At 44.3% G+C, this 23,380-nt stretch carries 24 protein-coding genes; 10 read left to right on the top strand and 14 right to left on the bottom strand.

Features of this window, described 5'->3' with window-relative positions:
• Positions 1 to 356: 356 nt before the first annotated feature.
• Positions 357 to 737 carry a hypothetical protein gene (locus AB4482_RS00315; protein WP_102350666.1) on the bottom strand — a complete coding sequence of 127 codons (381 nt, stop codon included), beginning with the start codon at positions 735 to 737 and terminating at the stop codon, positions 357 to 359.
• A 133-nt stretch (positions 738 to 870) separates the two neighbouring features.
• Between AB4482_RS00315 and AB4482_RS00310 the strand changes: the two genes are divergently transcribed.
• Positions 871 to 1,902: a tyrosine-type recombinase/integrase gene (locus AB4482_RS00310; protein ID WP_372180333.1), complete on the top strand. Its 1,032-nt coding sequence runs from the start codon at positions 871 to 873 to the stop codon at positions 1,900 to 1,902.
• Between the two features lie 124 nt (positions 1,903 to 2,026).
• On the opposite strand, the gene AB4482_RS00305 is transcribed toward AB4482_RS00310, so the two are convergent.
• The 5 genes from AB4482_RS00305 to AB4482_RS00285 all read right to left on the bottom strand — a co-directional run bounded on the left by AB4482_RS00305 (position 2,027) and on the right by AB4482_RS00285 (position 7,413).
• Positions 2,027 to 3,070, bottom strand: coding sequence for a GMP reductase (locus AB4482_RS00305; RefSeq protein WP_065584791.1), 1,044 nt, complete (start codon positions 3,068 to 3,070; stop codon positions 2,027 to 2,029).
• Positions 3,071 to 3,848: 778 nt separating this feature from the next.
• Positions 3,849 to 4,289 (bottom strand): PAS domain-containing protein, encoded by a 441-nt coding sequence (locus AB4482_RS00300; RefSeq protein WP_017062430.1) that lies wholly within the window; start codon positions 4,287 to 4,289, stop codon positions 3,849 to 3,851.
• Position 4,290: 1 nt separating this feature from the next.
• Positions 4,291 to 5,295 (bottom strand): response regulator, encoded by a 1,005-nt coding sequence (locus AB4482_RS00295; protein WP_372138361.1) that lies wholly within the window; start codon positions 5,293 to 5,295, stop codon positions 4,291 to 4,293.
• Positions 5,296 to 5,614: 319 nt separating this feature from the next.
• A complete protein-coding gene (locus tag AB4482_RS00290; RefSeq protein WP_010430578.1) occupies positions 5,615 to 5,860 on the bottom strand; it encodes a hypothetical protein in 246 nt (81 codons plus the stop codon).
• A gap of 200 nt (positions 5,861 to 6,060) precedes the next feature.
• Complete coding sequence (locus AB4482_RS00285; protein WP_017062432.1) at positions 6,061 to 7,413, bottom strand: MATE family efflux transporter; 1,353 nt, start codon at positions 7,411 to 7,413, stop codon at positions 6,061 to 6,063.
• Between the two features lie 100 nt (positions 7,414 to 7,513).
• Between AB4482_RS00285 and AB4482_RS00280 the strand changes: the two genes are divergently transcribed.
• Entirely contained in the window at positions 7,514 to 8,488 is a 975-nt protein-coding gene (locus AB4482_RS00280) for a LysR family transcriptional regulator (protein ID WP_372113142.1), read from the top strand.
• 42 nt (positions 8,489 to 8,530) lie between these two features.
• The gene (locus AB4482_RS00275; protein ID WP_017068434.1) at positions 8,531 to 9,430 is read left to right on the top strand and encodes a DMT family transporter; all 900 of its coding nucleotides are present in this window, start codon (positions 8,531 to 8,533) and stop codon (positions 9,428 to 9,430) included.
• Positions 9,431 to 9,588: 158 nt separating this feature from the next.
• On the opposite strand, the gene AB4482_RS00270 is transcribed toward AB4482_RS00275, so the two are convergent.
• Together AB4482_RS00270 and AB4482_RS00265 are read right to left on the bottom strand one after the other, a co-directional pair.
• Positions 9,589 to 10,008, bottom strand: a complete 420-nt coding sequence (locus AB4482_RS00270; RefSeq protein WP_017065925.1) for a VOC family protein — start codon at positions 10,006 to 10,008, stop codon at positions 9,589 to 9,591.
• Between the two features lie 205 nt (positions 10,009 to 10,213).
• Positions 10,214 to 11,107: a DMT family transporter gene (locus tag AB4482_RS00265; RefSeq protein ID WP_372113140.1), complete on the bottom strand. Its 894-nt coding sequence runs from the start codon at positions 11,105 to 11,107 to the stop codon at positions 10,214 to 10,216.
• A 299-nt stretch (positions 11,108 to 11,406) separates the two neighbouring features.
• Here AB4482_RS00265 and AB4482_RS00260 point away from each other — a divergent pair, with 299 nt between their 5' ends.
• Positions 11,407 to 12,027, top strand: a complete 621-nt coding sequence (locus AB4482_RS00260; protein WP_017062436.1) for a heme-binding beta-barrel domain-containing protein — start codon at positions 11,407 to 11,409, stop codon at positions 12,025 to 12,027.
• 71 nt (positions 12,028 to 12,098) lie between these two features.
• On the opposite strand, the gene AB4482_RS00255 is transcribed toward AB4482_RS00260, so the two are convergent.
• Entirely contained in the window at positions 12,099 to 13,079 is a 981-nt protein-coding gene (locus tag AB4482_RS00255) for a bile acid:sodium symporter family protein (protein ID WP_372113138.1), read from the bottom strand.
• Positions 13,080 to 13,424: 345 nt separating this feature from the next.
• Here AB4482_RS00255 and AB4482_RS00250 point away from each other — a divergent pair, with 345 nt between their 5' ends.
• Complete coding sequence (locus AB4482_RS00250; protein WP_017068432.1) at positions 13,425 to 13,691, top strand: DUF3081 domain-containing protein; 267 nt, start codon at positions 13,425 to 13,427, stop codon at positions 13,689 to 13,691.
• 34 nt (positions 13,692 to 13,725) lie between these two features.
• Positions 13,726 to 14,337 (top strand): CIA30 family protein, encoded by a 612-nt coding sequence (locus tag AB4482_RS00245; RefSeq protein ID WP_017068431.1) that lies wholly within the window; start codon positions 13,726 to 13,728, stop codon positions 14,335 to 14,337.
• A gap of 131 nt (positions 14,338 to 14,468) precedes the next feature.
• Here AB4482_RS00245 and AB4482_RS00240 read toward each other — a convergent pair whose 3' ends face one another.
• Positions 14,469 to 15,494 carry a zinc-binding alcohol dehydrogenase family protein gene (locus AB4482_RS00240; protein ID WP_372113136.1) on the bottom strand — a complete coding sequence of 342 codons (1,026 nt, stop codon included), beginning with the start codon at positions 15,492 to 15,494 and terminating at the stop codon, positions 14,469 to 14,471.
• Between the two features lie 156 nt (positions 15,495 to 15,650).
• A complete protein-coding gene (locus AB4482_RS00235; RefSeq protein WP_372074320.1) occupies positions 15,651 to 16,418 on the bottom strand; it encodes a glycine betaine ABC transporter substrate-binding protein in 768 nt (255 codons plus the stop codon).
• Between the two features lie 268 nt (positions 16,419 to 16,686).
• On the opposite strand from AB4482_RS00235, the gene AB4482_RS00230 reads away from it, so the two are divergent.
• Positions 16,687 to 17,619: a LysR family transcriptional regulator gene (locus tag AB4482_RS00230; protein ID WP_137002266.1), complete on the top strand. Its 933-nt coding sequence runs from the start codon at positions 16,687 to 16,689 to the stop codon at positions 17,617 to 17,619.
• Between the two features lie 146 nt (positions 17,620 to 17,765).
• Here AB4482_RS00230 and AB4482_RS00225 read toward each other — a convergent pair whose 3' ends face one another.
• Positions 17,766 to 18,152 (bottom strand): hypothetical protein, encoded by a 387-nt coding sequence (locus tag AB4482_RS00225; RefSeq protein WP_017064374.1) that lies wholly within the window; start codon positions 18,150 to 18,152, stop codon positions 17,766 to 17,768.
• Positions 18,153 to 18,576: 424 nt separating this feature from the next.
• On the opposite strand from AB4482_RS00225, the gene AB4482_RS00220 reads away from it, so the two are divergent.
• On the top strand, positions 18,577 to 19,560 hold the full coding sequence (locus tag AB4482_RS00220; RefSeq protein ID WP_372180332.1) for a hypothetical protein: 984 nt from the start codon (positions 18,577 to 18,579) through the stop codon (positions 19,558 to 19,560).
• 113 nt (positions 19,561 to 19,673) lie between these two features.
• Here AB4482_RS00220 and AB4482_RS00215 read toward each other — a convergent pair whose 3' ends face one another.
• Complete coding sequence (locus tag AB4482_RS00215) at positions 19,674 to 20,867, bottom strand: benzoate/H(+) symporter BenE family transporter (RefSeq protein ID WP_372180330.1); 1,194 nt, start codon at positions 20,865 to 20,867, stop codon at positions 19,674 to 19,676.
• A 97-nt stretch (positions 20,868 to 20,964) separates the two neighbouring features.
• On the opposite strand from AB4482_RS00215, the gene AB4482_RS00210 reads away from it, so the two are divergent.
• Entirely contained in the window at positions 20,965 to 21,531 is a 567-nt protein-coding gene (locus AB4482_RS00210; protein ID WP_372090487.1) for a helix-turn-helix domain-containing protein, read from the top strand.
• 113 nt (positions 21,532 to 21,644) lie between these two features.
• On the opposite strand, the gene AB4482_RS00205 is transcribed toward AB4482_RS00210, so the two are convergent.
• Positions 21,645 to 22,694 (bottom strand): cysteine synthase A, encoded by a 1,050-nt coding sequence (locus AB4482_RS00205; protein WP_102567402.1) that lies wholly within the window; start codon positions 22,692 to 22,694, stop codon positions 21,645 to 21,647.
• A 217-nt stretch (positions 22,695 to 22,911) separates the two neighbouring features.
• On the opposite strand from AB4482_RS00205, the gene AB4482_RS00200 reads away from it, so the two are divergent.
• A complete protein-coding gene (locus AB4482_RS00200) occupies positions 22,912 to 23,079 on the top strand; it encodes a hypothetical protein (RefSeq protein ID WP_017062447.1) in 168 nt (55 codons plus the stop codon).
• Positions 23,080 to 23,380: the final 301 nt, after the last annotated feature.

Here is a 23,380-nt window from a genome sequence, read left to right as displayed (position 1 = left end):
GATGACTTAATTGGCGCCGGAAGGTAGATGAGCGAGAAACCTTTCATTGGTGACAGTAAGTCAGCCGCTAAATGAATGCTTACTCCTACACACAAGCCAGCAACTATGGGCTTTGTTACGTTCGATTTAACAAACAACAGCAGCAATGGAATGAGTAGGCTATGCGTAATGATGGAGCGATGATGCAATATACCCATCAATTTAAGGTCCAAATCCGGTAAATACAAACCAAAATAGATGAACGCAAACAATAAAGATGTATGTACTAAACTGTTGATTGGGAAATCCCCTAACTGTCTAAAAAGTAAAAGCTATCGTAAATTTTAGTGGGTTGTAGTATGCCTAACATTAAAGCATCAAAATAACCCAAACACATTGTTTTTCCCATCTTGTTCAAGGCCTTTAATCTGATGGTGCTTTGGCTCCCCACCAAACAATAAAATATACAACTTCCGGTCTTGATACGTCCCTACTACATAGTGGTCTTTTTGTATCACGTATTCGATAGTTTCGGCTTCCTCATCAGTGCATAGATACTTTATATCGACCAGCTTTACCCATTTCAAACCCACTACGTTCTCTGCTTCTATAAACCCACCAAATGGCGCCGTAAAGCGATTGCCTAGCTTCAATAGCGCATCAATCACCCCTTGGTTCTTCTTACTTACCCCAATTGGACCATCACTGTTGATTTTGAAATGACTGTAACCAGCAGTCACATGAATTGATTGGTACATAGCAAAAACCTATTAGCTTTCTTAGCACTTTGAGAAAGGTATCTAACCTGTGCTTTTTGTCCGATATAAAACATTGTTCTCCGTTTTAGCTCGACTTATACTGTTTTTATATACAGTTATTTTAGGCTTTATTATGTCTATCCGCAATTTAAAAGATGGCTCTACCAAACCTTGGATCTGCGAATGTTACCCAAATGGGCGAGCGGGAAAGCGTGTTCGTAAGAAGTTTGCTACAAAAGGCGAAGCTAAAGCCTTTGAGCTTCACACGATGAAGGAAGTTGACGATAAGCCATGGATGGGAGACAAGCCGGATCACCGAAGGCTGTCTCAACTTATTGAGCTTTGGTATTCACACTATGGTGCAACCCTTACCAAAGGCAATGTTATTCATAGTAAATTTCTAAGAATGGCTAACGCGATGGGTAACCCTATAGCGACAGTTTTCAATGCAAAAACATACTCTGAATTCAGAAGTAACCGAATGAGTGGACAAATTAGCTTTGTTGATGCGCGCTGGCAAAAAGGGGCGCCTAGTATCGCAACGCTAAATTCAGAACTCGCGCGCTTTAAGGCTATGTTTGCTAAATTGAAAGAAATTGGGGAGTGGAAAGGACCAAACCCATTGGAAGAAGTGAAGCCATTTAAAGATCACGAACGCACTATGTCTTTTCTTCATAAAGAGCACATTACTTTATTGCTTGAACACGTGTCTAAACACAACCGAACAGATATGCAGAAAATAGTGAAGCTATGCCTAGCCACTGGAGCTCGCTGGAATGAAGCTGCTCAGCTGAAAGGCGCTCAGTTAAGCAAATATAAGGTTACGTTCACCAACACCAAGACTAAGAAGAATCGCTCTGTACCCATCTCAGAGGAGCTTTACAACGAGATATACAAACCAACCTCAGGGAAGCTCTTTGAAGAATGCTACACACCTTTCTGCTACATATTGAAGAGTAAACTGGGCATCACCCTACCCTCAGGGCAAGCCTCCCACGTTTTGCGTCATTCGTTCGCAAGTCATTTCATGATGAATGGCGGCAATATTTTAGTGCTAAGGGATATTCTAGGCCACGCCGATATCAGCATGACAATGCGCTATGCCCACTTCGCACCTGATCACCTATCTGAAGCAATTATCCATAACCCTCTCTCTAACCTGTAACCTGTCGCCACAAAATTTTTTACTCGGCTGTCGCCACTTTGTCGCCACTTGCCAAATTTCAGGTAAAAAAAGAGCCACTTTAAAGTGGCTCAATTCTTAAAATTTTAAACAAGTGTTTTAAACGTTACTCTTTGCCGAATACGTTGTTCTCTTGCTCTTGTACACGGATAAAAGTCGTACGCTTAGTTAGCTCTTTAAGCTTTGCTGCGCCTACGTATGTACAAGTTGAACGTACACCACCAAGGATGTCAGAAATCGTGTTGTGAACAGAACCACGGTATGGAAGTAAAACAGTTTTACCTTCTGCAGCACGGTACTTAGCAACACCACCTGAGTGCTTGTCCATAGCCGACTGTGAAGACATGCCGTAGAACTTCATGAATTGCTTACCGTCTTGCTCTACAACTTCGCCGCCTGACTCAGAGTGACCTGCTAGCATGCCGCCTAGCATTACGAAGTCAGCACCGCCGCCGAACGCTTTAGATACGTCACCCGCACATGAACAGCCACCGTCACCGATGATCATGCCGCCAAGGCCGTGTGCTGCGTCGCCACACTCGATGATTGCAGAAAGTTGAGGGTAACCTACGCCTGTTTTAACACGTGTAGTACAAACAGAACCAGGGCCGATACCAACCTTAACGATGTCTGCGCCAGCTAGGATTAGCTCTTCAACCATGTCACCCGTTACAACGTTACCAGCAGAGATAACTTTAGTCGGGAATTCAGCACGTACTTTTTGTACATACTCAACTAGGTGCTCTGAGTAGCCGTTAGCGATATCAATACAGATAAATACGAATTCGTCGCTAAGCGCCATGATTTGCTTAGTTTTCTCAAACTCAGCTTCAGAAGTACCTGTTGAAACAAATACGTTGTTCAGCGTTTTCTTGTCTGCTGTTTTTGCGAACTCAGCCCACTGCTCTACTGTGTAGTGCTTGTGTACTGCAGTCATAACACCGTGCTCTGCTAGAGCAGCTGCCATTTCAAAGCTTGCTACCGAATCCATGTTCGCTGCAATTACTGGAGTACCAGACCATTGACGACCGCTATGCTTGAATGTAAAATCGCGGGTTAATTCAACTTGAGAACGGCTTTTAAGGGTAGAACGCTTCGGACGGAAGAGTACATCTTTGAAACCTAACTTAAGTTCTTGTTCGATACGCATGATAATTTGTCCTGTAATCATATTACGTGTCGTGCGTTTTCGGTAAGCGTTGGCAGACGCTTTACTGAGTTTCGGACACAAAAAAACCGGAGCGTTGGCAGACGCTCCGGTTTTCAGCATTATAGGCTGTGATTTACTAACAGCAAGTCTGATATTTCATTTTTTTTTGTGCTATCCTCTCAAAGATTCCATATCTGGTAAAAGCTTCCCGCCCGTCATTTCCTACTAAATTCATAGTAATTAATAACTTAACAACATATTCACGCAAACGCTGTCGGTTTATTGCGCAAACGTTTCCCTTGCAAATTCGGCGAAAAAATCTTCGATAAGGCAAATTTGTGAAAAAAGTGCCCTTTAATCACATAAAAATCACACTTTTCTTGAATCAAAAAATGCGTTTTTTCTTAAATAATTTCATTTTTTTCTGACTTTTTTCGCTTCGAGTGCCGATCTCAGCCCTCTTTCATTAGCCCTGAAATTTATAAAGTACAAAGGCAAGATCGATTAGCACGTTCGAAACTTGGATGAGCGGGGTAAAGTCCACAAAATATGGCAGGTTAGATGCGCTTATTTATGAGAACCCAGCGGATACAAGCCGCTGTTGATAGAGCCTAACAACAACTCGACTAAAGTTAACGAACACGGAACGCCTTTCTTTAGTTCGAACTCATTACTACAGGATCAGATACAAAAATGGCCAAGGGGATTAACCTTGGCCATTTTTATTTGGTTTTCAGAGTGCTCTTATAAGGCGATTCAATTTTCACCTTAAGGTACGTCAAGCCTTTTTCTGAGACATCAGAGCTTCAGCAGTCGCATCTTGAATCGACAAGAACAAGGATGTCACTTGCCCAGTTGGAGAACGCATCGGGTTAAGCGTGACGTTCTGATACATAAAGTCGGCTTGCTGAGTTACTGGCCTCACGTTGCGGCACTTAAACAGATAAGGCCTTTGTTGCCACGTTATGAAGCTACGGCAGCCTAGGTCATAAACCGGTTTTGTTTTAAGCCTAAACCACTCTTCAGGAATTTCAGGGAATAACTCAAAGATCGACTTACCGATCGCATCATGCGATTGCTTACCGCTATGGTGCGTCATGAAGCCATTCCAAACTTGTACCTGAAAGTCACGGTTAATGACCACCAGCCCCATATCGACGTTTTGAACCATGTCTACCATCCAGTGGAACTGTTCAAATTCAGCAGGAAGATTCAACATATTAAAACTCCTCCATTAGGTAGGCCAATTTGTTATCTAGAAGAGGCAGAGACTCATCAACAAACATAAATAGAAGGTCACAACGGATGGACGTGCCGTCGATGTTGTAGCTGACTTCGAACGTCATGGTCTTTTTAAATGAGCCGCTGGTATTTTCAATCACCGAATCAATCGAGATGTGTTGACCTAGCAGCACAGGAGAGCTCTGAAAGAAACGAACTTCTGATTGCTCCCCTAACCCATTCAAGAAAGAGCCGACTAAGATGTTCGATACATCCATCAACAACTCTAATTCTTCTAGCTGCTCGCTTTCTGTTGGCACCTTCATGAGCTTCTTAAGATCGCTCACACTGGAATCACTCAACAAAACTAGCGCTTCACCTGCAATGCCTTCTCCACTAAAGCCTTGGCAAACACCCGACACTTGGTCATTGTCAGCCAAGTCACGAAGTGCCATGTGCAATTCGCTCACTTCGAAGATGTTCACGTTCGGTAATGGTAAGTGAACGAATACATTAAAATGGCGCGCCAATGCATCGGCTGCTCGACCTATCGCAACGTTCGCAACTTCCATATAGATGTCACGTCGGCGCAGAATCGGTAGCTCTAGCGGTGCTGGCGTAATAAGTTGAGGCTGTTTTGGTGGCTCAACATGCTCACGTAGAATCGCTTTTAACGCTTCTTTATCAATCGGCTTTTTCAAAAATGCTTTGGCGCCAAGATCCAGCACCTTCTGTTGTGCTTTTGGTTGTATGTCACCAGAAACAACGACAACTGGCGTGGTATCGCCTAAACGTTGCATCTCTTCCAATGTGCCATAGCCGTCTAATTCCGGCATGGTTAGGTCGAGGAACATCAATTTGAATTGGTTTTTAGCGAGCTCTTCAAGTGCATTAAGCCCATGAACAGCAAAAGTTATATCTGCATTTAGAGAACTAGGCAGTGACCGAGCCATCTGCTTCCTTGCTAACGCAGAATCATCACATATAAGAACTGGGAACGACATAAATGCACCACTGACAAATTAAAGCTAATTCGACCGAGTGTAACAGAACATTATGGTATCAGGTACGGGGTGAATGGATTTATGTGCAGATTATTAGTAAGAATGATGAAACAGGTGGGTAAGCTATTATTTCGCATTATTCTTCATGAAAAACAATATGCTACAAAGGTAATAGCCAATCCTTGCTGTTGAGTAATAGCACTATTATATTTAACAGCAGCCTTAACAAGCGGGTTTATTAAGGCTCGACTGACTCATTCATTGAACGGCTTTATGTAGCCATGATAGAGAGCTATCCCACAAAGCTAATGCAAGAGAACTAGAACTGATATGAAGGCCATAAAATCAGTAATGCGAAACGTATGATCACAGCAAATACCAACAACGCGATCCCCAGGCGATACCATTTGTATTCGGCGATGTTCATTGGGATACGCTTGTAGAACATCGTAATCACGCCTTTCCAATCGCTACTGCGTCTTCCGTACTGCATCATGCTCGTCAAAACAAACAGTGCGCCAAGCACTAACATTCCTTTTTCAGCCCAGAACAATCCAACTTCCATTTGTGTATTCCTTGATAAAACGGTGAGCAACTCAAATCATTCTAGTCACCTTTTAGCTCGGTTTCTGTAAGACCAAGGTCTAAATTACGAAGTACGCAATTTAGGGCTTATAGGTCATTGTTGGTAATTGATAGTTCTCGGTCAGCAATACAACGTTTATCGTTCAAGGTTCCATGGTAAAGGCGAGCATCACAAGCAAATCACGTATAAGCATGATTCGACAAATCTGGAGATTGGTTGTTCTTTTGAATGACACGCATCAATTGGATAAGCAGCAGAATACCTGTCACGCCTAAGCCAACACCGATTCCGCCCCAAATCCCTGCCAATTCGAACTTAGGCATCAAATACCAAGCCGCAGGCAAGCCAAATACCCAGTAACCGATGGCAGTCATCACGGTTGGCATAGAGACAATCTTCATGCCTCTTAGCAGGTTAATCGCCAGTAGTTGCCAAGCATCAACAATAAAGCACAAAGCAACGACCCAAATCACAGAAGCCAGTAGTGAAGTCATAGCACCCGTGCCATCGTCTAACTTGAAGATAGAAGCGATCATCTCAGGCCATATAATGAACACGGCCGACAACGCCACACTCAACACCGACACCAATATGAAGCTTTGAATCGAGGTTCTTTTTATTCCTTCGTAGTTACCCGCACCGAAATCACGGCCAACCAAAATCGCCGCAGCTTGTGAGAAACCAAAATTGAAGTTCCAAGTAAAGCTTAAACATTGCAGCAAGATTTGGTGCAAGGCTAACGAAGCAATACTGATCGTGCCCGCCATCAAGGTGCCACCGTAAATCAAGCCATGCTCAAGTAAAGCAGCCAAGCCGATAGGTAGACCCATCAACAACAATGGGCTCATCAACTTGATTGAATACTCTTCTGTATTTAGCCAAGGGGCGAACTGCTTAAACTCGTCACGCTTAAATACCCAAACCGTATATCCAACCATCACGATAAATGCCGCGATAGCCGTACCAAGCCCTAAACCTGTTAAGCCCATGTCTAATTGGAAGGTGAGAAAGTAGCTCACTGGTACATTCAGAATTACGGTGATAATCGACATCACAAGAATGGAGCGCACGTTGCCAAACGCACTGGTTAAGCCACGAAGTACCAACAAGATAAGCGAAGGCAACATTACCCACTTCAAAGCATGGACATATTCCATGGCTAAAGTGATCACTTCTGGTGGCTGTTTGGCTGCTTCTAATACCAACGGAGCAAACCAGAAGCTGGCCATTAAGGTCACGCTGAGCACGAATGCCAACATGGTTGCGCCTTTCACCGCCAATCTAATTTGAGTATTACCAAACTCAGGGCGAGCTACTCGCTGACCATAAGCGATCGCAATCAAATTCGCGACACAACCCACGGTGCTGCTCGCAATAATGAAGATGAAAAAGTAGATTGAGGCACCTAAGCCACCAGCCGCAAGGGCTGACACACTGATACGCGACATCATCCAAACATCAGTAAGGACTAAAGCCATAGAGATCAGCTGTGAAATGATCAAAGGGAATGCAAGAGTGAGTATTTTTTTCATGAGCGCCTCAGGTAATTTCGCCCAAAATACGATCGATGAGGCTAGCGTTCAATTGATAAATTTGCGACTCTAACATTCCATAAACTCATGCGAACGAATTATGACCCCATATCCTAGCTTGCCATCATCACATAATGGCTTAAAAGCCTTTGAAGCTGCCGCAAGGCTGATGAGCTTTACGCTGGCTGCCGAAGAGCTGCATGTGACACAAAGTGCGATCAGCCGACAGATCAAACAGCTTGAAGATGAGTTAAACGCATCACTGGTTATTCGTAAGCATCGAGCCATAGAATTAACGGTACAAGGTCATGATTTGTATGTGGCTTTGCGAGAAAGCTACGGTAATATCGAAGCTGTTATCGCCTCTTGGAGTGAGCCCAAGCAGAAGCGTATCGTGATCAAAGCGACTCTGAGTTTCGCGACGCGAGTATTGATCTCCAAAGTTCGGGAATTAAACGAGCGTTATCAAGATCATGAGATAGTCATTGTTCCTGTGATTGAGGAAGACGAATCGATTAATAGTAGTGAGTATGATCTACTGATCTTCCACACGCGTTTCAAAAAACGCTATGACAAGGCACCTGACATTACCTTCTTGCGTGAAGAGTTCATGGCGCCGGTTTGCTCTACTAGTTTAACCACCAAAGACACCGACCTTGATTCAATCTTAACCTTGCCAAGGCTGCATCCAACCTTAGATCATCACGACTGGAAAGTGTGGCTGGCCGATGTTGAATTCCCACCAAAGAAACCTGTCAGAAATACCAGCTTCTTGTCTTTAGATATGGCGCTCAGTGCCTGTCTATCCGGTGAAGGGGTTACGGTCACGGATCTGTTGTTAGTTCAACAAGATCTCCAACGAGGCTTCTTGTACTGCCCTAGAAATGCAAAAATCCAACACAGTGCTTGGACTTACTTCATGCACCAGCGTAGTCACACGCCTATCATCAACGACCTTATTGAATGGCTTAGAGAAGAGACAACAAAAGAGATCGAGTTGCTGAAAGTACTCGCACAGCAATATCAATGGTTTGGTGTAATAGAACGGGACAAAGACTTTGGTCGGCTCTTCTAAACTAAGTTATGATTCCTGTTCCCTCAACCGATTGATATTTTTATGTCTTCTTTCTCTTTTTCACAAATCCCTGTTGGGGTTCGATTCATGATCCTCTCCGCTTTTGGATTCGCACTGATGTCAGCTTGTGTGAAATACATCAGCAATTATGGCATTCCTGTATTCGAAATCGTTGCAGCAAGGGCTTTGGTGTCTTTGATCATCAGCTACATCGACGTAAAACGAAAAGGCATTTCGATCTGGGGTAATAACAAACCTTTGTTGTTTGTTCGTGGCGCAGTAGGTACTGCAGCACTGATGTGTGTTTACTACGCTGTAACCACTCTTCCGTTAGCAGAAGCGACCATTCTACAATACGTACATCCGGTCTTTACCGCGTTGCTCGGTGTGTTGTTCCTGAAAGAACGCGTCCAGAAATCGACCATGATCTGCATTGCATTCTGCCTAGCGGGATTATTGGTGATGGTTCAACCAAGCATGAACAGCGGCGCGAGCAGCGAGTTACCGCTATTCAGCATTATGGTGGCGTTATGTGGTGCGTTTGGTAGCTCAATTGCTTATGTGATTGTGAGAAAGCTGAGCCAGACGGAAGACAGCTCTGTCATCATCTTCTACTTCCCACTGGTTGCTCTGCCAATATCGACAGTCCTTATTTGGAACGACTTTGTATGGCCAAGTCTATTCTTAACCGTGATGCTCGTGTTAGTCGGTATTTTCACTCAGATAGGCCAATACGGTTTGACCAAAGCGATGCAGACTCAAGCGGCGGGTAAAGCTTCGGCTTACTCATACGTCCAGATAGTCTTCTCGGCACTGTTAGGCGTGTGGATCTTTAATGAAATTCCATCGGTTTGGACTTATCTAGGCGGTGGCCTGATTGTGACTGGCGCGCTGATTAATGTGTTTGGCAAACAACTGTTGGTGCCTTTTAAGGCTAAATAAACAACCCAACAACTGAGCTAAACATCAGCTAAATAATCAGCTATTGCATAGACCTAAAAAGGGCATTGCGGATTATTCCACAATGCCCTTTTCTATAAATGCTCTCTAGCGCGCTTTCATTCAGCTAACCAACTTTAACAAAGCGGCGTATTACGTAACTAACTCGTGGCATTTCGTAACTTAGGGTCATCACTTAGGTATTCAACGAACTCGATTTCAAAGCCTGCCGGATCCACAAAGTAGACATTTTTTCGATAAGGTTCTTCAGCGCCAGGTTTAGCAATCGGGAAACCCGCATCGATAAGACGTTGAGTGACGCTTTCGATATTATTGGTCACATAAGCGAAGTGCGCGAGGCCAACAGAGTGCCCTGCCAAATCTCTGTTTTCACCCTCACCGTGATCACTCAATGCGATGTATTGGTACTCGTCGCCAAAATGCAGCCAGTTACGTGGCTTGCCTGACCATTCGCCTTTTCCTTCATCACGAACGTACCAGTGTGGAAACGCCGCTTTATAGAAAGTCAGCATTTCAGGGATGTCCTTGACGACTAAATTCACATGTTCAAGTTGGATCATTCTTCTCTCCTTAAAGTATTCTCGTAAGCAACGTTGCACATCCTAATACCTCAAGTTAAGTTGAGGTAAAGCACTAATTTGCATTTATTTCGAGAACGTTTTTAGAGCCCAAATTGTCGTATTTTGAAGCGATACAAACCATAAGTTTAGACGACCTTCCCTGATGTGGTTTATTTGGAATCCAGAATGACTGAGAGACAAGCCGCTATGGTTTAGGCGGAGTAACCTCAACTTCTAAAGCGGCTCGGTCTCTCCACTTGAAAACCTTCTTCCATTTAATCGGCATCATTGGAATAACGATGAGACTAATGCCCACCAGCGTCAGGATGTCTGGAATCTCATCGAACCACATAACACCAAACAATGTTACGAACACCAACCCAGAATATTCGGCGAGCGCAATCTGGTTGGCCGGTGCTTTTTTGTAAGCCACCACCACAAGCGCATGGTATCCAAGTACGAACAAGTTGATTGCCATGATCCAACCAACATGACGCCATTCGAGCGCAGACCAAGTTGGCAGCGCTAATGCCAGTGCAAGTGGCAGAGTCATAATGCTGGTCCAGAACAGAGTTGAGATGATGTGTTGCTCTGCATTCAAGCGTTTAATCAAGATATTACCCACGCCCATCGCAAGCGCACTGCCTAGCCCAGCAATCGCCGCCCAATGAAATTGTTCAGGGCGTAACACGATTAATACGCCCACAAAACCAATCAGGGTCGCGATCACTTTTGAAGATGTCGGCCTTTCTTTCAACAGCACGATCGACAAAGGCAGCATAAGGATTGGTCCAACGTAGAACATCGCGTTTGCTGTCGCCAAAGTAAGGTGTGTAATGGCGATCATCGCGCAGCCACTCCCCACTAAGATAAATTGAGCCCTTAAGAAGTTGATTCGGCAACCGCCTTTCATACGCGTCCCTCTCGGTAACTTTAACCAAAATGGAAGCAACAAGATCACGCTCAATAGCTGACGGATAAACACGTACTGGAACGTAGGGACTTCGCCATTCAGTATCTTCAATGATACGTCTGAAAAAGACGCAAGTAGGTTTGCGAGCACCAAAAGCAAAATGGCGTGGTTAACAGCTTTATTCATACAGAAGTAAGATTACACATTTGTCATACAATTATGGGCGCACATCATACATGAGAATTTGAAATGTGTAATAGCAAAATTAATAAGGCTCAGACTAATGCAATTTTGAATTAAACCTCGATGAACAAATCACAGCTATTCGTTCAATATTTAGCCGCATTAATATTCTCTTATTGACTGATACATCAAGTTACAAATCGCTTTCATATTAACCAAGAACACTGATCTGGGTTAATAAATTGGCTTCACAGTAACCTTACTTTTAATGTGGTCAGATAATTACAAAAAAGGAAGTTAAAGTGAAAAAATTATTAGCACTTGGTATCGCAGCGGTAATCTCGGCTCCAGCAGTAGCCGACCACAACACAATCAATGGTATGGATTTTGGTCCACTCGCAAAGTTAGTCGGCACATGGAAATCAGTCGAAACTGGCGGCGTTGATATTTCTCCAGGCCAAGAAGGCACAGAAGTGGGTGCAGGTGGTCCCGCGGTTACACCATTCTATGAAGTAATGACGTTTGAGGTTGCGGCAGATGCAACCAATGCCAGCGATCAATATCTGGTTGCTCTGTACTACAAACAAGAAGTATTCAGAAAGGCCGACGACTCTAAGTTCCACGATCAACGTGGCTACTTCATCTACGACCAAAAAAATCAGGTCGTCTACAACTCTTACTGCGTACCACGCACCACATGTGTCACCGCAGAAGGCCCTGCTGGCGATACAATGACGTTAGTTGCGTCTAAGCGTGGCATCGCTGAGTCCGAATACATGACGGACAACGCAACCACCACGGGCTTCACGATGAACATTAGCATTTCAGACGATACGCTGACGTACTCTCAAACAACAGGCTTAGAGATCTACGACAACGCATTTGCTCATACAGATTCAAGCACTCTAATTAAAGTGAAGTAGATTCAAATACAAACGCCTTTCACAGCGAAGTGAAAGGCGTTTTTCTGTTGTACTTGTAACAACAAACAAGTTTAACTAGATTGTGTATCAACCTTGGCGTAACGGTTGGCTAGCACTGCACAGTAAAAGATCTGAATCGGGTGATAAAGCATGATTGGTAGTAATATCATCCCTAGATTAGGGTTGTGAGCAAAGATCACCTTAGCCATAGGAATACCTGCCGCTAAGGTCTTCTTAGTACCACAGAATACTGCCGCGACTTCATCTTGATGATTGAATCCAACCTTTCGGGCACTCCATTGAATGCCGTGTACCATCACCATCAATACCACTAAACAAATCACCGCTGACAGCAACAACAGCATTGGTGAAAAGTCGCTCCAAATACCGTGTTCAATAGAGTCACAGAAAGCACTGTAGACGATCAGAAGTATCACGTATTTATCTAACTTATTGACCACTGACTTGTGTTTCTGAGTCCATTCAAAAAGTAACGGGCGCATCAACTGGCCGACAATCATTGGCAATAGCAGCATTTTAGATATAGAGATCACCGATTCCATCAGGTTTAGCTCTGCACCTTCCAACCCCATAAAGAGCTGGATCAGTAAAGGCGTAATGAACACGCCTAAAATACTAGAAAGTGATGCATTGAATATCGCACCCGGTAGGTTTCCTTTTCCAATCACCGTCATCGCGACCGAAGACGAAATCGTACTCGGTAATACGAAGAGGTAACAGAAACCAAAGGCCAGAGCTGCTGGCATATAAGCGACAAAGCCTTGCCCGAATATCACCCAAAGCAGTGGGTAAACTAAGAATGTCGCGCTTTGTACAAAAACATGCAGCTTCCAATTCGAAAGCCCCTCAAGAATGGCTTTGGGAGACAAACCCAAACCGTGTAAGAAAAACACCAAAGCGATGCCGAGAACAGTCACCGTATCGAGATGAAGTACCCCACCCGATTTGCCCCAATCCGGCGTAAAAAAAGCAACGACCATAGCCACCACCATCCCTACAAGAAACCATTCCTTTTTCAGTTTTTCTATCATGTTGACACGCACTTTCTGTAGATTCCATTTCAGCCAATAACAAGGCTCCAATGCTATTTATCCTATCGACTCTAATTTTAATTAACCACCATAAACGCAAATTAAGCTCGTCTTTATCTTGGGGGTTAACGTTGTTATTCGAGTTTGTTACGCACGCTTCGCTCTGGATTGAACAGATGTATGGAATGATGATGAAATATTAGAAAACAGCGGTTTATCGAGAAGGTAAGACCCTTTCAGTGATCGGGGCACAGAGGTAAGCCGTAAGGATATGAAAGAAAGACGTAGGCAATCTAAACACCAAAGATCAGCCTATTCTCAAAGATGACGCAGCGGGAGTAACACATGGACAACAGAATCACCATTATTGAATTTCTCAGAGTATTTGAGTTTATTCGCTCTTCCGGTGAGCAACGGGACAACAAATATCTAGTTGGCGAAATGACGGCTTGGCATGATTACGACGGTTACACCTGTTGGCTAAGCTATAAAGACGTCACGGTGACGCTGATGTTTCACGGTTCGCTAAAAATTGAGTACGACAACGCTTCAAATTACTCTGAATTTATTGAGCATTGTATGGGTATGCTTGCCACTGAACCTTCTCCATAAAACGCGAACAGACTAACGGGTAACGGAGACAATCATGAACGAAACGGCTTCATTACTTAAGCGAAGACACCCTTTTTGGCTAGTACTCAGCCTCTCCTTTTTATGGTCTCAAGTATCTGTAGCAGGCATAGGTATGATTGATTTTATACAACCGAACGAACACAAGAATTGGACAGCGACCAACGACGATGTAATGGGTGGCATCTCAACGGGCGGGCTCATTTATCTTGATGATATGAGTCGATTTAGGGGCGAGCTATCGTTAGAAAACAATGGTGGTTTCAGTTCTGTAAAGCGCTCCATTGAATCACCTGCCCATGAAATAGATAGTGCAGAGCTATTATTCTTTGGTGATGGTCGCACCTACCAACTGAGGTTTACAACATTGAAGGACGGCAATCGAGTTCAATACAAACACGATTTTGATACCTTTAAGGGACAGCAACTTAACAAGGTGTTCCACTTCAATGATTTTCAAGCGGTATTCAGAGGTAGGCTACTGAGCGATGCACCGGAACTTAAGGCACGAGACATCAAACAAATCGGCTTTTTGATTGCAGACAAACAGCCATCGCCTTTTGAGCTAGACCTAATACAGCTTCACTTCAAAACATCGCAACCTATCACATCACCAGAAGCTGACTAAACTGACTAAACTGACTAAACTGAAAACAAACAAAAGCCCCTGATACCTTTTGACTAGCAATCAGATATCAGGGGCTTCTTCTATTTAAACCGTCAACAATTCAAAACAACGGCGGATTAAAACATCAGCAATTAGTATTTGATGGCTGTTTTACCAATCGAGGCACTGCTTTCAATACGTTGGTGTGCATCTTTGATTGTATCCACACTAAAGCCATTTAGGGTCTTGGTTAGCGTCGCTTTAATACGGCCCGCATCAATCAGGTTCGCAGCTTGGAATAAGATGTCTTGCTGCTTCTGGATATCTTCAGTGTTAAACAGTGAACGTGTAAACATCAGTTCCCAAACAAAGCCTGCTGATTTTCCTTGCAGCGCTGATAAGTCAATGCCACCGTCAAACTCTACGATCGAACTGATCATGCCTTGCGGTGCAATCAGCTCAACCATCGCATCCCAGTGCCCTTTTGTGTCTGCAACATTGAATATGTAGTCGACATGTTGAATGCCTTGCTCTCGCACTGACTCGACAAGGTTACGGTGGTTCACCACATAATCCGCCCCCATATCCCTTACCCATTGTTCCGTTTCAGGTCTTGAAGCTGTTGCGATAACATTTAGGTTGGTCAGTTGCTTAGCCAGTTGAATCGTAATTGAACCAACGCCGCCCGCTCCACCAATGATCAGGATAGACTTTTTCTCTTCAGGACGAACACGCAAGCGGTCAAACAACGCTTCCCATGCTGTAAGCGTTGCTAGTGGCATAACGGCTGCAGCTTCATCAGAAAGGCTCTTCGGCGCTTTAGCGGTAATACGGTAGTCCACAGCTTGGTATTCTGCGTTAGCCCCCATGCGTGTTACGTCACCCGCATAGTACACACGGTCACCGACTTCGAAGCCTTCAACGTCAGCACCTTTACCAACAACTTCACCGACTGCGTCATAGCCCAGCACTTTTGGCTGCTCAAGAGTTTTGTCTTTGGCATTACGAATACGAATTTTAGCGTCAGCAGGATTGATAGAAGTCGCGCTCACTTTTACCAGCAAGTCATTATTTTTTAGTTCTGGCAGACTCGTTTCAAACTCAAATAAACTGTCTTGCTCTGTAATCGCAAGTGATTGAGTAAATCCGATAGCTTTCATTTTTGATGGTACTGACATTGTGCTTTCTCCTTGAATTAGACGAGTTAATCTTAGTCAATTCTCACTCTAGATAAACCGCCTAATATTTGAATAATTCTCAAATAATTTTTGATAGTGGTATTGCCGTTATCTGAGTAACGCAGACGTCTCACTGCATTGCCAACGGCTTAAAGGCTAAATCAGGCCTTTCTCAATCAACCAATCATGTGTGACTTGATCTTGTGGTTTACCTTCACGGCAAACTTTGTAATCCAGCTCTGCGATGATGTCGTTCGAGAAGCATAGGGAATCCAACTTCTGAATCTGTTGTTCGCTGAACAGATGCTTCTTGTCGTCTCTTAAAAGAAGCACTGCTCTGTCCACTATTCCGAGTAGGCCTTTTGGCTCTTTGAGCTCACGAATATCGTAACGATAGTGCAAAAACTGAGGTTTCCACAGTGGCACTACCACCCACTCTTTGTTTGCGACTGCACTTTCAAAGGCACTGAAACAATCGTCTTCACTGCCAGGAAAGAACTCGTAGCCGGCATCGCTCAGGCCATAATCTTTCATCATCTGGATAGAGAAGCGTGTGATACCAGCGCCGGGGTTGATGCCTTGAATGGTCGAGTTCATTTTCTCGATCACTTCAGCTTTTAATAAATCAGAGACTTCAGAAACCGCCTCTTCAGGCACATAGTCTGGTACGCCCCACAAAGCATAAGGTTCATAATGAAGCCCAAGCTCGATAAGTGGCTCAACTTCTTCAACGCCCGCTTTGTAGATACCGTGACTTGATGGCAACCACGCAGAAGAAAGCATATCCACTTGGCCTGCTTTCAGCTTTTCAAAGTTCTCCTGATGTGGAGAGAAAATACGCTCTACCTCAAAACCCATGGATTTCAATACATTGGCAACCAATGATGCGGTCGTACGGTGGAACGACAAATCCGTTACACCCATTGTGATTTTCTTAGTCATCTTATCCCCCTAGATCGTAGGTTTCGTCCATACGATGTGTACTGCGCTACGTTGTCGATATGGGGAAATGATAGTGAGAAAATTACTAATGAAAAACAGCCTCATATTTGAATTATTATCAAATTATTTTTGACAATAAAGTATTTGAAGCTAACTTAGAAGCGATAAGTAGAGATAACCCATTTGCAGATTGTGATGGGGAAATATCCCAACGCCATGTTTAGAACATAATTCAATACAGGTAGATAACATGCTTCTTGAAGATTTACAGGTCATTTTGAAAGTGGCGGAGTTTCGCAGTATCACCGCTGCAGCCACCAACCTTGATATGCGCACTGCCACAGCAAGTGCAGCGGTAAAACGTGTTGAAGCGGCACTAGGTGCGGAGTTATTTGTAAGAACCACGCGCCACCTAAGGCTCTCTTCAGCTGGCGAGCGTTATTTACCGGAATGCGAACAAGCCTTAAAGATGTTGGAGCAAGCGAAGCTCAACATGCGCGAAGAGCTTGGTATTCTTGACGGTGAAATTCGCATAGCGCTTTCATCAGATCTAGGACGCAACCTAATCACACCTTGGTTAGATGAGTTCTTGCTTGAATACCCAAAGGCGACGCTTCGCACTAGCATCAGCGATAGCAATATCGACTTCTACCGAGATTCCGTCGATATGGCGCTGCGTTACGGCTCTCCGACCGATGCGAACATGTATGGTTTCAAGATATGCGATGTGCCGAGGATATTGTGTGCGGCTCCTGAATACTTGGCTGAAATGGGCACACCAAAACACCCGAGTGACTTAGCTCAGCACAATGGTTTGCTTTACCAACTCCATGACATGTTGCAAGACGAGTGGGTGTTTAACGATGGTACTCAAGATCATAAAGTGAAACTAAAAGGAAATCGCGCTTCGAACGACGCAGACCTTGTAAGACGTTGGTGTATCGCAGGTAAAGGGGTGGCAATAAAATCTTGTCTAGACATGTCTCCTCACCTGCTTTCAGGCGAAGTGGTTAAAGTTATGCCTGAATTTAAGCCGACACCTACCGAGCTGTGGTTAGTGTGTCCAAGTCGTCAATCCATCACCCCTACTGTGCGTCTACTGAGAGATTTATTCAGAGAGAAAACCGCTGAGATCCTTTCGCAACTGAGCAAACAAGGCATTACAGAAGGCACAACATCTTAAGGTTTAATGTCGCTTATATAAGAAGCAGAGAGACAAAAAAGGCGTTAGCGAACTTCAATTCGCTAACGCCTTTCATCATTAGAACATCATAGCTGCATGATGAACCTTAATAAGAGTACTTAGTTTAATACTCTTAATACAAGAGCTTAGTTTGACTCGTCTTCAACATCGCAGTCTGCGCAGCACTGAAGAGCAATCTCATGTTCGAAGGTGATGGTGTCTTTACCTTCTTCAAGTAGCTCTGCGATTTCGTCTGCCACTTCTTTTTCATCATCCGCTTCGATTCCGCTTTCTAATTCTTCTTCTGAATAACCAAAGAAGTTAAGCAGTAAATACTCACGCGCTTCATCTTTAGTACAAACCACGTCTGCTGAAAGATCAGGAGTAACCTCGCCTTGTGCAAGTGTCGCTGTCACTTGTGCGATAGCATCGTCTTTCATCGCAGGCGTTAACCAACCAAGATCAGTACTTACTGTCGTTTTTTTACAGTCGAAGCAAGGCAGTTGGTGAAAGTAGTATTGAAAGGTAGTCATAGGTAAATTCTTCTTTAAATGTTGTATAGCGAGATTATGCGCGTTTTGTAGCAAAATACTATCTCAATCACAACCTGAAACCGCTTCATGCTGAGTATTTTTACCAGCGCCGCGCAAGCTGATGTGATCATTCGATAAAAGCGCTGTTTTACCTATGCTTACTCAGATTTACGCTTGTTTACATTTGTACGGGTAATATATGCCTCATCAAATAATAAGCGTGGTACCTCACAATTGCTTTGGCTCTTGCTTAGTTTCGTCGTTCCAGCTATCAGCTATGAGTTCACGGCTTACTTAACTACTTAGCTACTTAGCTACTTAGCTCGGATTTGTTTGAAATAGCTTTGTTTTCAATTAATTTACTTGCACTTCGCTTATTTTGAACCACGCTTATTTAAATCAGCCCTTCTCGGATACCCAATCAATGCTCATCACAAAATATCAAGCCCTTGCCCTTTCATCGGTTGCTTTGCTCGCTACAGGCTGCTCCCCATCATCAGATACGCCTTCGGTCAGCAACATCAGTGATTACCAAGGCTCAGCGAGTATTACTCAGGGTGTGGCGACCACCGTTGAATCGAATCTCTTTGAGTGTGCAAACGGACGTAGCCGAGTGGCGGGCGTCGGGGAAATTACGGACTCCGAAGGAAAGGTTTGGACGGTTCCAGCCAAGAACAACTTTGCGACAGGGCCAAAAGCCTTTGATCTTTATGAAGAGTGCTCAAACACCACGCCAAGTAGCCTAGCCGAAGTCGATCAAAGCTCTGTACCGGTAGCTGTTGTGGATCAAGACGGTGAGGAAATAACAGGTTATATTTTTGCCGATAACTATTTCGAACTTTATATCAACGGCAAGTTAATCGCGGTAGACACCGTTCCTTTCACACCGTTTAACTCAAACATCGTCAAATTTAAGGTGAAGAAGCCTTACACGATTGCGGTGAAAGTGATTGATTGGGAAGAAAACCTAGGTCTTGGCAGTGAAGATAACCGCGGAAAGGCATACCACGCTGGTGATGGTGGCTTTATCGCGAGCTTCAGTGACGGAACCGTGACAGGACCAGAATGGCAAGCACATACCTTTTATACATCACCGATTTATGATCTGACTTGTTTGAGTGAAGTGGATGGGAAGCGTCTTTCTGAAAGCTGCACCACGGAAGGAACTGACCACGGTCAAGATGCCTACGCCGCTCATTGGGAAACACCAACCAACTGGATGAACCAAGAGTTCGATTCGACATCTTGGCCTCAAGCATCGGTATACTCAGAAGACGATATTGGCGTGAACAATAAAAAAGCGTACATGAACTTTATCGAAAAATTCAGTGGTGCTGGCGCAAGCTTTATCTGGTCGACAAATGTCGTTCTCGATAATGAAGTGCTACTGAGATACGAAGTTAAGTAGCTTTATTCCTTTGTAAGCAAGCCCAGTCACAAGTATGACTGGGCTTACTACTCAAACAACTTGCTGGTGTTTCTAATTCACAGCGAACCTGATCATAATCTTGAGTCGTTTCATTACGACGAAGTTTGCGAAGTCTTGCTTGCTCCACGTGACTTAGCTTTGTAATTGTGTAACCAGCAACAAAACAACCCGATACACAAACCCCAAAATGCACTGCCGATTCCCAGTAAATTAGTACCAGAAGCAGTGAATAAGAAAGTAAGCAATGCGGGTTCTCGGTAATGACTGTCTGCCATTGATACCGCAAGGCAATTCATCAAGGTCGGCATCACCGCTAAGCCAGCAACCGCAATGACAATCTCGGAGGGCACGGCGCTAAACAGCGACACAAATGACATCCCCATCACGCCAGCTAACAAGTAAAACCCGCCCATACAGATCCCCGCCATGTAACGTGTCTTTGGATTGCCATCCGCATTCGGGCCCATGCAAATAGCGCCCGTAATCGCTGCAAGGTTATACGCAAAACCGCCAAATGGTGCGAAGATCAAACCTGTCACCCCAGTGGTAGTAATGATCTTCGATGAATCGACTTGGTATCCGTTCGCTTTTAGAACCGCAAATCCCGGTAAGTTCTGTGAAGCCATCGTCACTATAAACAATGGGATACCGACACTGAACAACGAAAAGAACTCAAAATCGGGCGTAATGAACACCGGGGTCGTTAATCCCATAGTTACCTGACTAACATCGAGTTTGCCAAAACCCACACACATGACCAGTGCGATGATGAAAATGCTTGGGATCAGTAAATTTCCTAACCGCGCTTTCGCCAGAATAAATACAGCGAGCATGACCGCTACGACTTGTGCCTCTTCCATTAGCGACGTGAACAAACCCAAACCGAATTGCAATAGAATCCCCGCGAGCATCGCAGAGGCAATCGATGTTGGGATCTGTTTTAGGACTTTCTCAAATATCCCCGCTAATCCAACTAACGTGATCAACATCGAACTGAACAAAAACACGGCTACAGCCTGATTCATTGTCAGCCCTTCAAGCGATGTGATTAACAACGCCGCTCCAGGCGTCGACCACGCTGTAACCACAGGCTTCTTGTAATGAAACGAGAGCAGTATTGTGGTTACGCCCATGCCAATTCCCAACGCCCAAAACCATGACGCCACTTGTTCTTCGGTTGCTCCAGCACTCATTGCCGCTTGGAAAATAATCGCCGCAGCGCTCGCATAACCAATGAAAACAGCGATAAAGCCGGTACTGACGTGAGAAAATTTTAGCTTAGTCATGTTAATCTCTTCTTGCGTGCGTTATAACGTCCATAGACCAAACCTAGCACTGTGCGCTATAACGCACAACTTATTTGTAACAACTTTTAGAGAAAATATGCAAACAGAAATTAAAGTTGGTGTTAATTTGAAACGCCTTCGCCAACAAAAAGGCTGGAGCTTAGACAAAACAGCGAAAGCAACAGGCGTGAGCAAAGCAATGCTAGGACAAATTGAACGTGGAGAATCCAGCCCGACAGTCGCTAAGCTCTGGCAAATAGCTTCTGGGTTCGAGGTGTCACTTTCAAGCTTTATCACTGCTAGCCCAAACAGTGAACTGACGAGTTTATTCAGAGACGCAAACGAACTAAGACATGAGGAATACAACATTGGCTTTTTCGTCAGTTTGTTGTTTCCTTTTGAGGAAGCACTAGGATTTGAAATATTCGAACTCACCCTAGCACCCGATTACCAGCATGAATCCGCCCCACATAACGCAGGCGTCACTGAGCACATCTTATGCATTTCAGGAGAGATGGCCGTGATGTTTGATGATGAGTGGCATACGTTACGCGCAGGACAAGCTGTTCGCTTTAATGCTAACCAGACCCATGCCTACAAAAATATCGGTGAAGGAAACGCCGTATTTCATAATGTGATTCACTACCCTAATAACAAGCAATAGTGCCGGTTCTGGCGCTAACAGATGTTTAGCTCTAACCGGATGCTTAACGCTAACGGATATTCAGCGCTAACGAAAGAGCTGGCAGACCACTGGCCAGTATTCACTTAGAACGACTATACGTTGACGACCATGCTGCCATCTTCTGCTTGATAACGCGCCCATAGTTGAGAAAGGTTTTCTTTATTAAGCTGTATCTCTTTTTCTTTCAGAAACGCTTCGTTGTGCAGCTTCGAATACGAGCGCTCAGCAAGGTCACAGCTGAATGTAACGATGGTTTTCCCTTTCCCCATTCTAGCCGCAGCGTATAGCGCGCCTGCTACGTTTAACGACGAACTGCTTCCTAGAAGAATACCGTCATGTTCCGCAACAAGGCGGGATATCGTCACCAAATCCTGATCGGGAAGCGTGATTGCACGATTGATTTTTGCCTGCCTGAAATTTTCAACCGTTCGCATGATCCCTATGCCTTCCGTGAACGAACTTCCCGTTGATTGATAGTGTCCATTACGTAGAAACGAATAAATGCCTGACCCATTTGGGTCAACTAACCAAGTTTCGAGATTGGGTTGCTGCTCAGATAGATAGTGTGAGTTTCCGGCAATGGTTCCACCCGTCCCCACCACTGAAACTAGAGCATCAATATTCCCCTGTGTTTGCTGCCAGATCTCAGGTCCAGTATTTAAATAGTGCGCTCGATAATTACTGAGATTTTCAAACTGATCTGCCCACCAATAATTTTCATTTTCGACACCGATCCGCTTGGCCGTGTGGTAAAAGTGTTCAGGATTTGCAAAAGGACAAGGGTCGACCAATAACAGTTCAGCATTATAAAGCGAGATCATGCGCTCTTTCTCTTGTGCCTGCCCTTTTGGCATCACCACTAACATTTTGTAACCAAGGGATTTAGCGACTAGAGCAAGGCCGATCCCCGTATTTCCTGCGGTACCTTCAACGATTGTCATTCCCGGCTTAAGCTTACCGGCTTCTACTGCATCCATAACCAACTGAAGGGCCGCTCTATCTTTAATCGAACCACCCGGGTTCTGGTGTTCGCACTTAATAAGAATCTCACAACCTGATATCTCTGAAAGACTGTTGATTCTAACAAGATCGGTATCGCCAATCAGTTCACTGAGATTGTTTGCAATATGGGCGGATGACATCGCGACTCCATTTATTTGTTGAGGATAAGTTTGTTCATCGATTGGGTTGTCGATGATCATAAGCGTAGCTCTGGGGTCTGCTTAGTCAAGAAGTGCCGGAATTGAAAAGACTCTCATTTTCCAAATAGCAATTATAATTTGGGGTGACCGATTAGATTGAGGGCAAAAAAATGTTTCTAAAAGAGAAAAAACCGGTGACCTCGTTGATGTAACTGAAATGACCAAATTAACCAACTTATTTCAAGACAGTATCGAAGGTCGGTTTCAAGCAGGCGAAGAACAGCAAGACCCTGAGATGTTTAAAAAGTCCGAACTGATGTTTATGTCAGGGGAAGAGTTACCTCGATGCTGGACAGATCCAAACTACCGCTCAGGGACTAAATAACCTTAGCGCTTCCAGATCACCCGATGAGTCGCAATTTAAGCTCTGTTCTAAAACTGTTTCACGATCGCCTTGTAGGCTATCCCCCTGTTAAAACATTCAGACGCATCTTTACTAGACACAAAAAGCGAGCCACTTGGGCTCGCTTTTGATTGTCTTTTTCTTGCTTAGACTTCAGTTCAGATTACAGAAGTTCTACCGACTGTTGAGCAATCACGAATTCTTCGTTGGTTGGCAAGCTATTATAATCGCACCTATTAACACGGGTTTGGACAATTCTGAGTGGCGTTGTTGATCAAATCAG

It is taken from the genome of Vibrio sp. 10N.222.55.C7 (assembly GCF_041473335.1).
GTDB classification, from domain to species: domain Bacteria; phylum Pseudomonadota; class Gammaproteobacteria; order Enterobacterales; family Vibrionaceae; genus Vibrio; species Vibrio crassostreae_C.
The sequence above is the reverse complement of the archived record's forward strand: the minus strand, read 5'-3'. Positions and strand labels throughout refer to the sequence as shown.

Coding starts and splice junctions, on each gene's coding strand:
- AB4482_RS00315 (WP_102350666.1), bottom strand. CDS start 737: ATGTACCAATCAATTCATGTGACTGCTGGTTACAGTCATTTCAAAATC.
- AB4482_RS00310 (WP_372180333.1), top strand. CDS start 871: ATGTCTATCCGCAATTTAAAAGATGGCTCTACCAAACCTTGGATCTGC.
- AB4482_RS00305 (WP_065584791.1), bottom strand. CDS start 3,070: ATGCGTATCGAACAAGAACTTAAGTTAGGTTTCAAAGATGTACTCTTC.
- AB4482_RS00300 (WP_017062430.1), bottom strand. CDS start 4,289: ATGTTGAATCTTCCTGCTGAATTTGAACAGTTCCACTGGATGGTAGAC.
- AB4482_RS00295 (WP_372138361.1), bottom strand. CDS start 5,295: ATGTCGTTCCCAGTTCTTATATGTGATGATTCTGCGTTAGCAAGGAAG.
- AB4482_RS00290 (WP_010430578.1), bottom strand. CDS start 5,860: ATGGAAGTTGGATTGTTCTGGGCTGAAAAAGGAATGTTAGTGCTTGGC.
- AB4482_RS00285 (WP_017062432.1), bottom strand. CDS start 7,413: ATGAAAAAAATACTCACTCTTGCATTCCCTTTGATCATTTCACAGCTG.
- AB4482_RS00280 (WP_372113142.1), top strand. CDS start 7,514: ATGACCCCATATCCTAGCTTGCCATCATCACATAATGGCTTAAAAGCC.
- AB4482_RS00275 (WP_017068434.1), top strand. CDS start 8,531: ATGTCTTCTTTCTCTTTTTCACAAATCCCTGTTGGGGTTCGATTCATG.
- AB4482_RS00270 (WP_017065925.1), bottom strand. CDS start 10,008: ATGATCCAACTTGAACATGTGAATTTAGTCGTCAAGGACATCCCTGAA.
- AB4482_RS00265 (WP_372113140.1), bottom strand. CDS start 11,107: ATGAATAAAGCTGTTAACCACGCCATTTTGCTTTTGGTGCTCGCAAAC.
- AB4482_RS00255 (WP_372113138.1), bottom strand. CDS start 13,079: ATGATAGAAAAACTGAAAAAGGAATGGTTTCTTGTAGGGATGGTGGTG.
- AB4482_RS00250 (WP_017068432.1), top strand. CDS start 13,425: ATGGACAACAGAATCACCATTATTGAATTTCTCAGAGTATTTGAGTTT.
- AB4482_RS00245 (WP_017068431.1), top strand. CDS start 13,726: ATGAACGAAACGGCTTCATTACTTAAGCGAAGACACCCTTTTTGGCTA.
- AB4482_RS00240 (WP_372113136.1), bottom strand. CDS start 15,494: ATGTCAGTACCATCAAAAATGAAAGCTATCGGATTTACTCAATCACTT.
- AB4482_RS00235 (WP_372074320.1), bottom strand. CDS start 16,418: ATGGGTGTAACGGATTTGTCGTTCCACCGTACGACCGCATCATTGGTT.
- AB4482_RS00230 (WP_137002266.1), top strand. CDS start 16,687: ATGCTTCTTGAAGATTTACAGGTCATTTTGAAAGTGGCGGAGTTTCGC.
- AB4482_RS00225 (WP_017064374.1), bottom strand. CDS start 18,152: ATGACTACCTTTCAATACTACTTTCACCAACTGCCTTGCTTCGACTGT.
- AB4482_RS00220 (WP_372180332.1), top strand. CDS start 18,577: ATGCTCATCACAAAATATCAAGCCCTTGCCCTTTCATCGGTTGCTTTG.
- AB4482_RS00215 (WP_372180330.1), bottom strand. CDS start 20,867: ATGACTAAGCTAAAATTTTCTCACGTCAGTACCGGCTTTATCGCTGTT.
- AB4482_RS00210 (WP_372090487.1), top strand. CDS start 20,965: ATGCAAACAGAAATTAAAGTTGGTGTTAATTTGAAACGCCTTCGCCAA.
- AB4482_RS00205 (WP_102567402.1), bottom strand. CDS start 22,694: ATGTCATCCGCCCATATTGCAAACAATCTCAGTGAACTGATTGGCGAT.
- AB4482_RS00200 (WP_017062447.1), top strand. CDS start 22,912: ATGACCAAATTAACCAACTTATTTCAAGACAGTATCGAAGGTCGGTTT.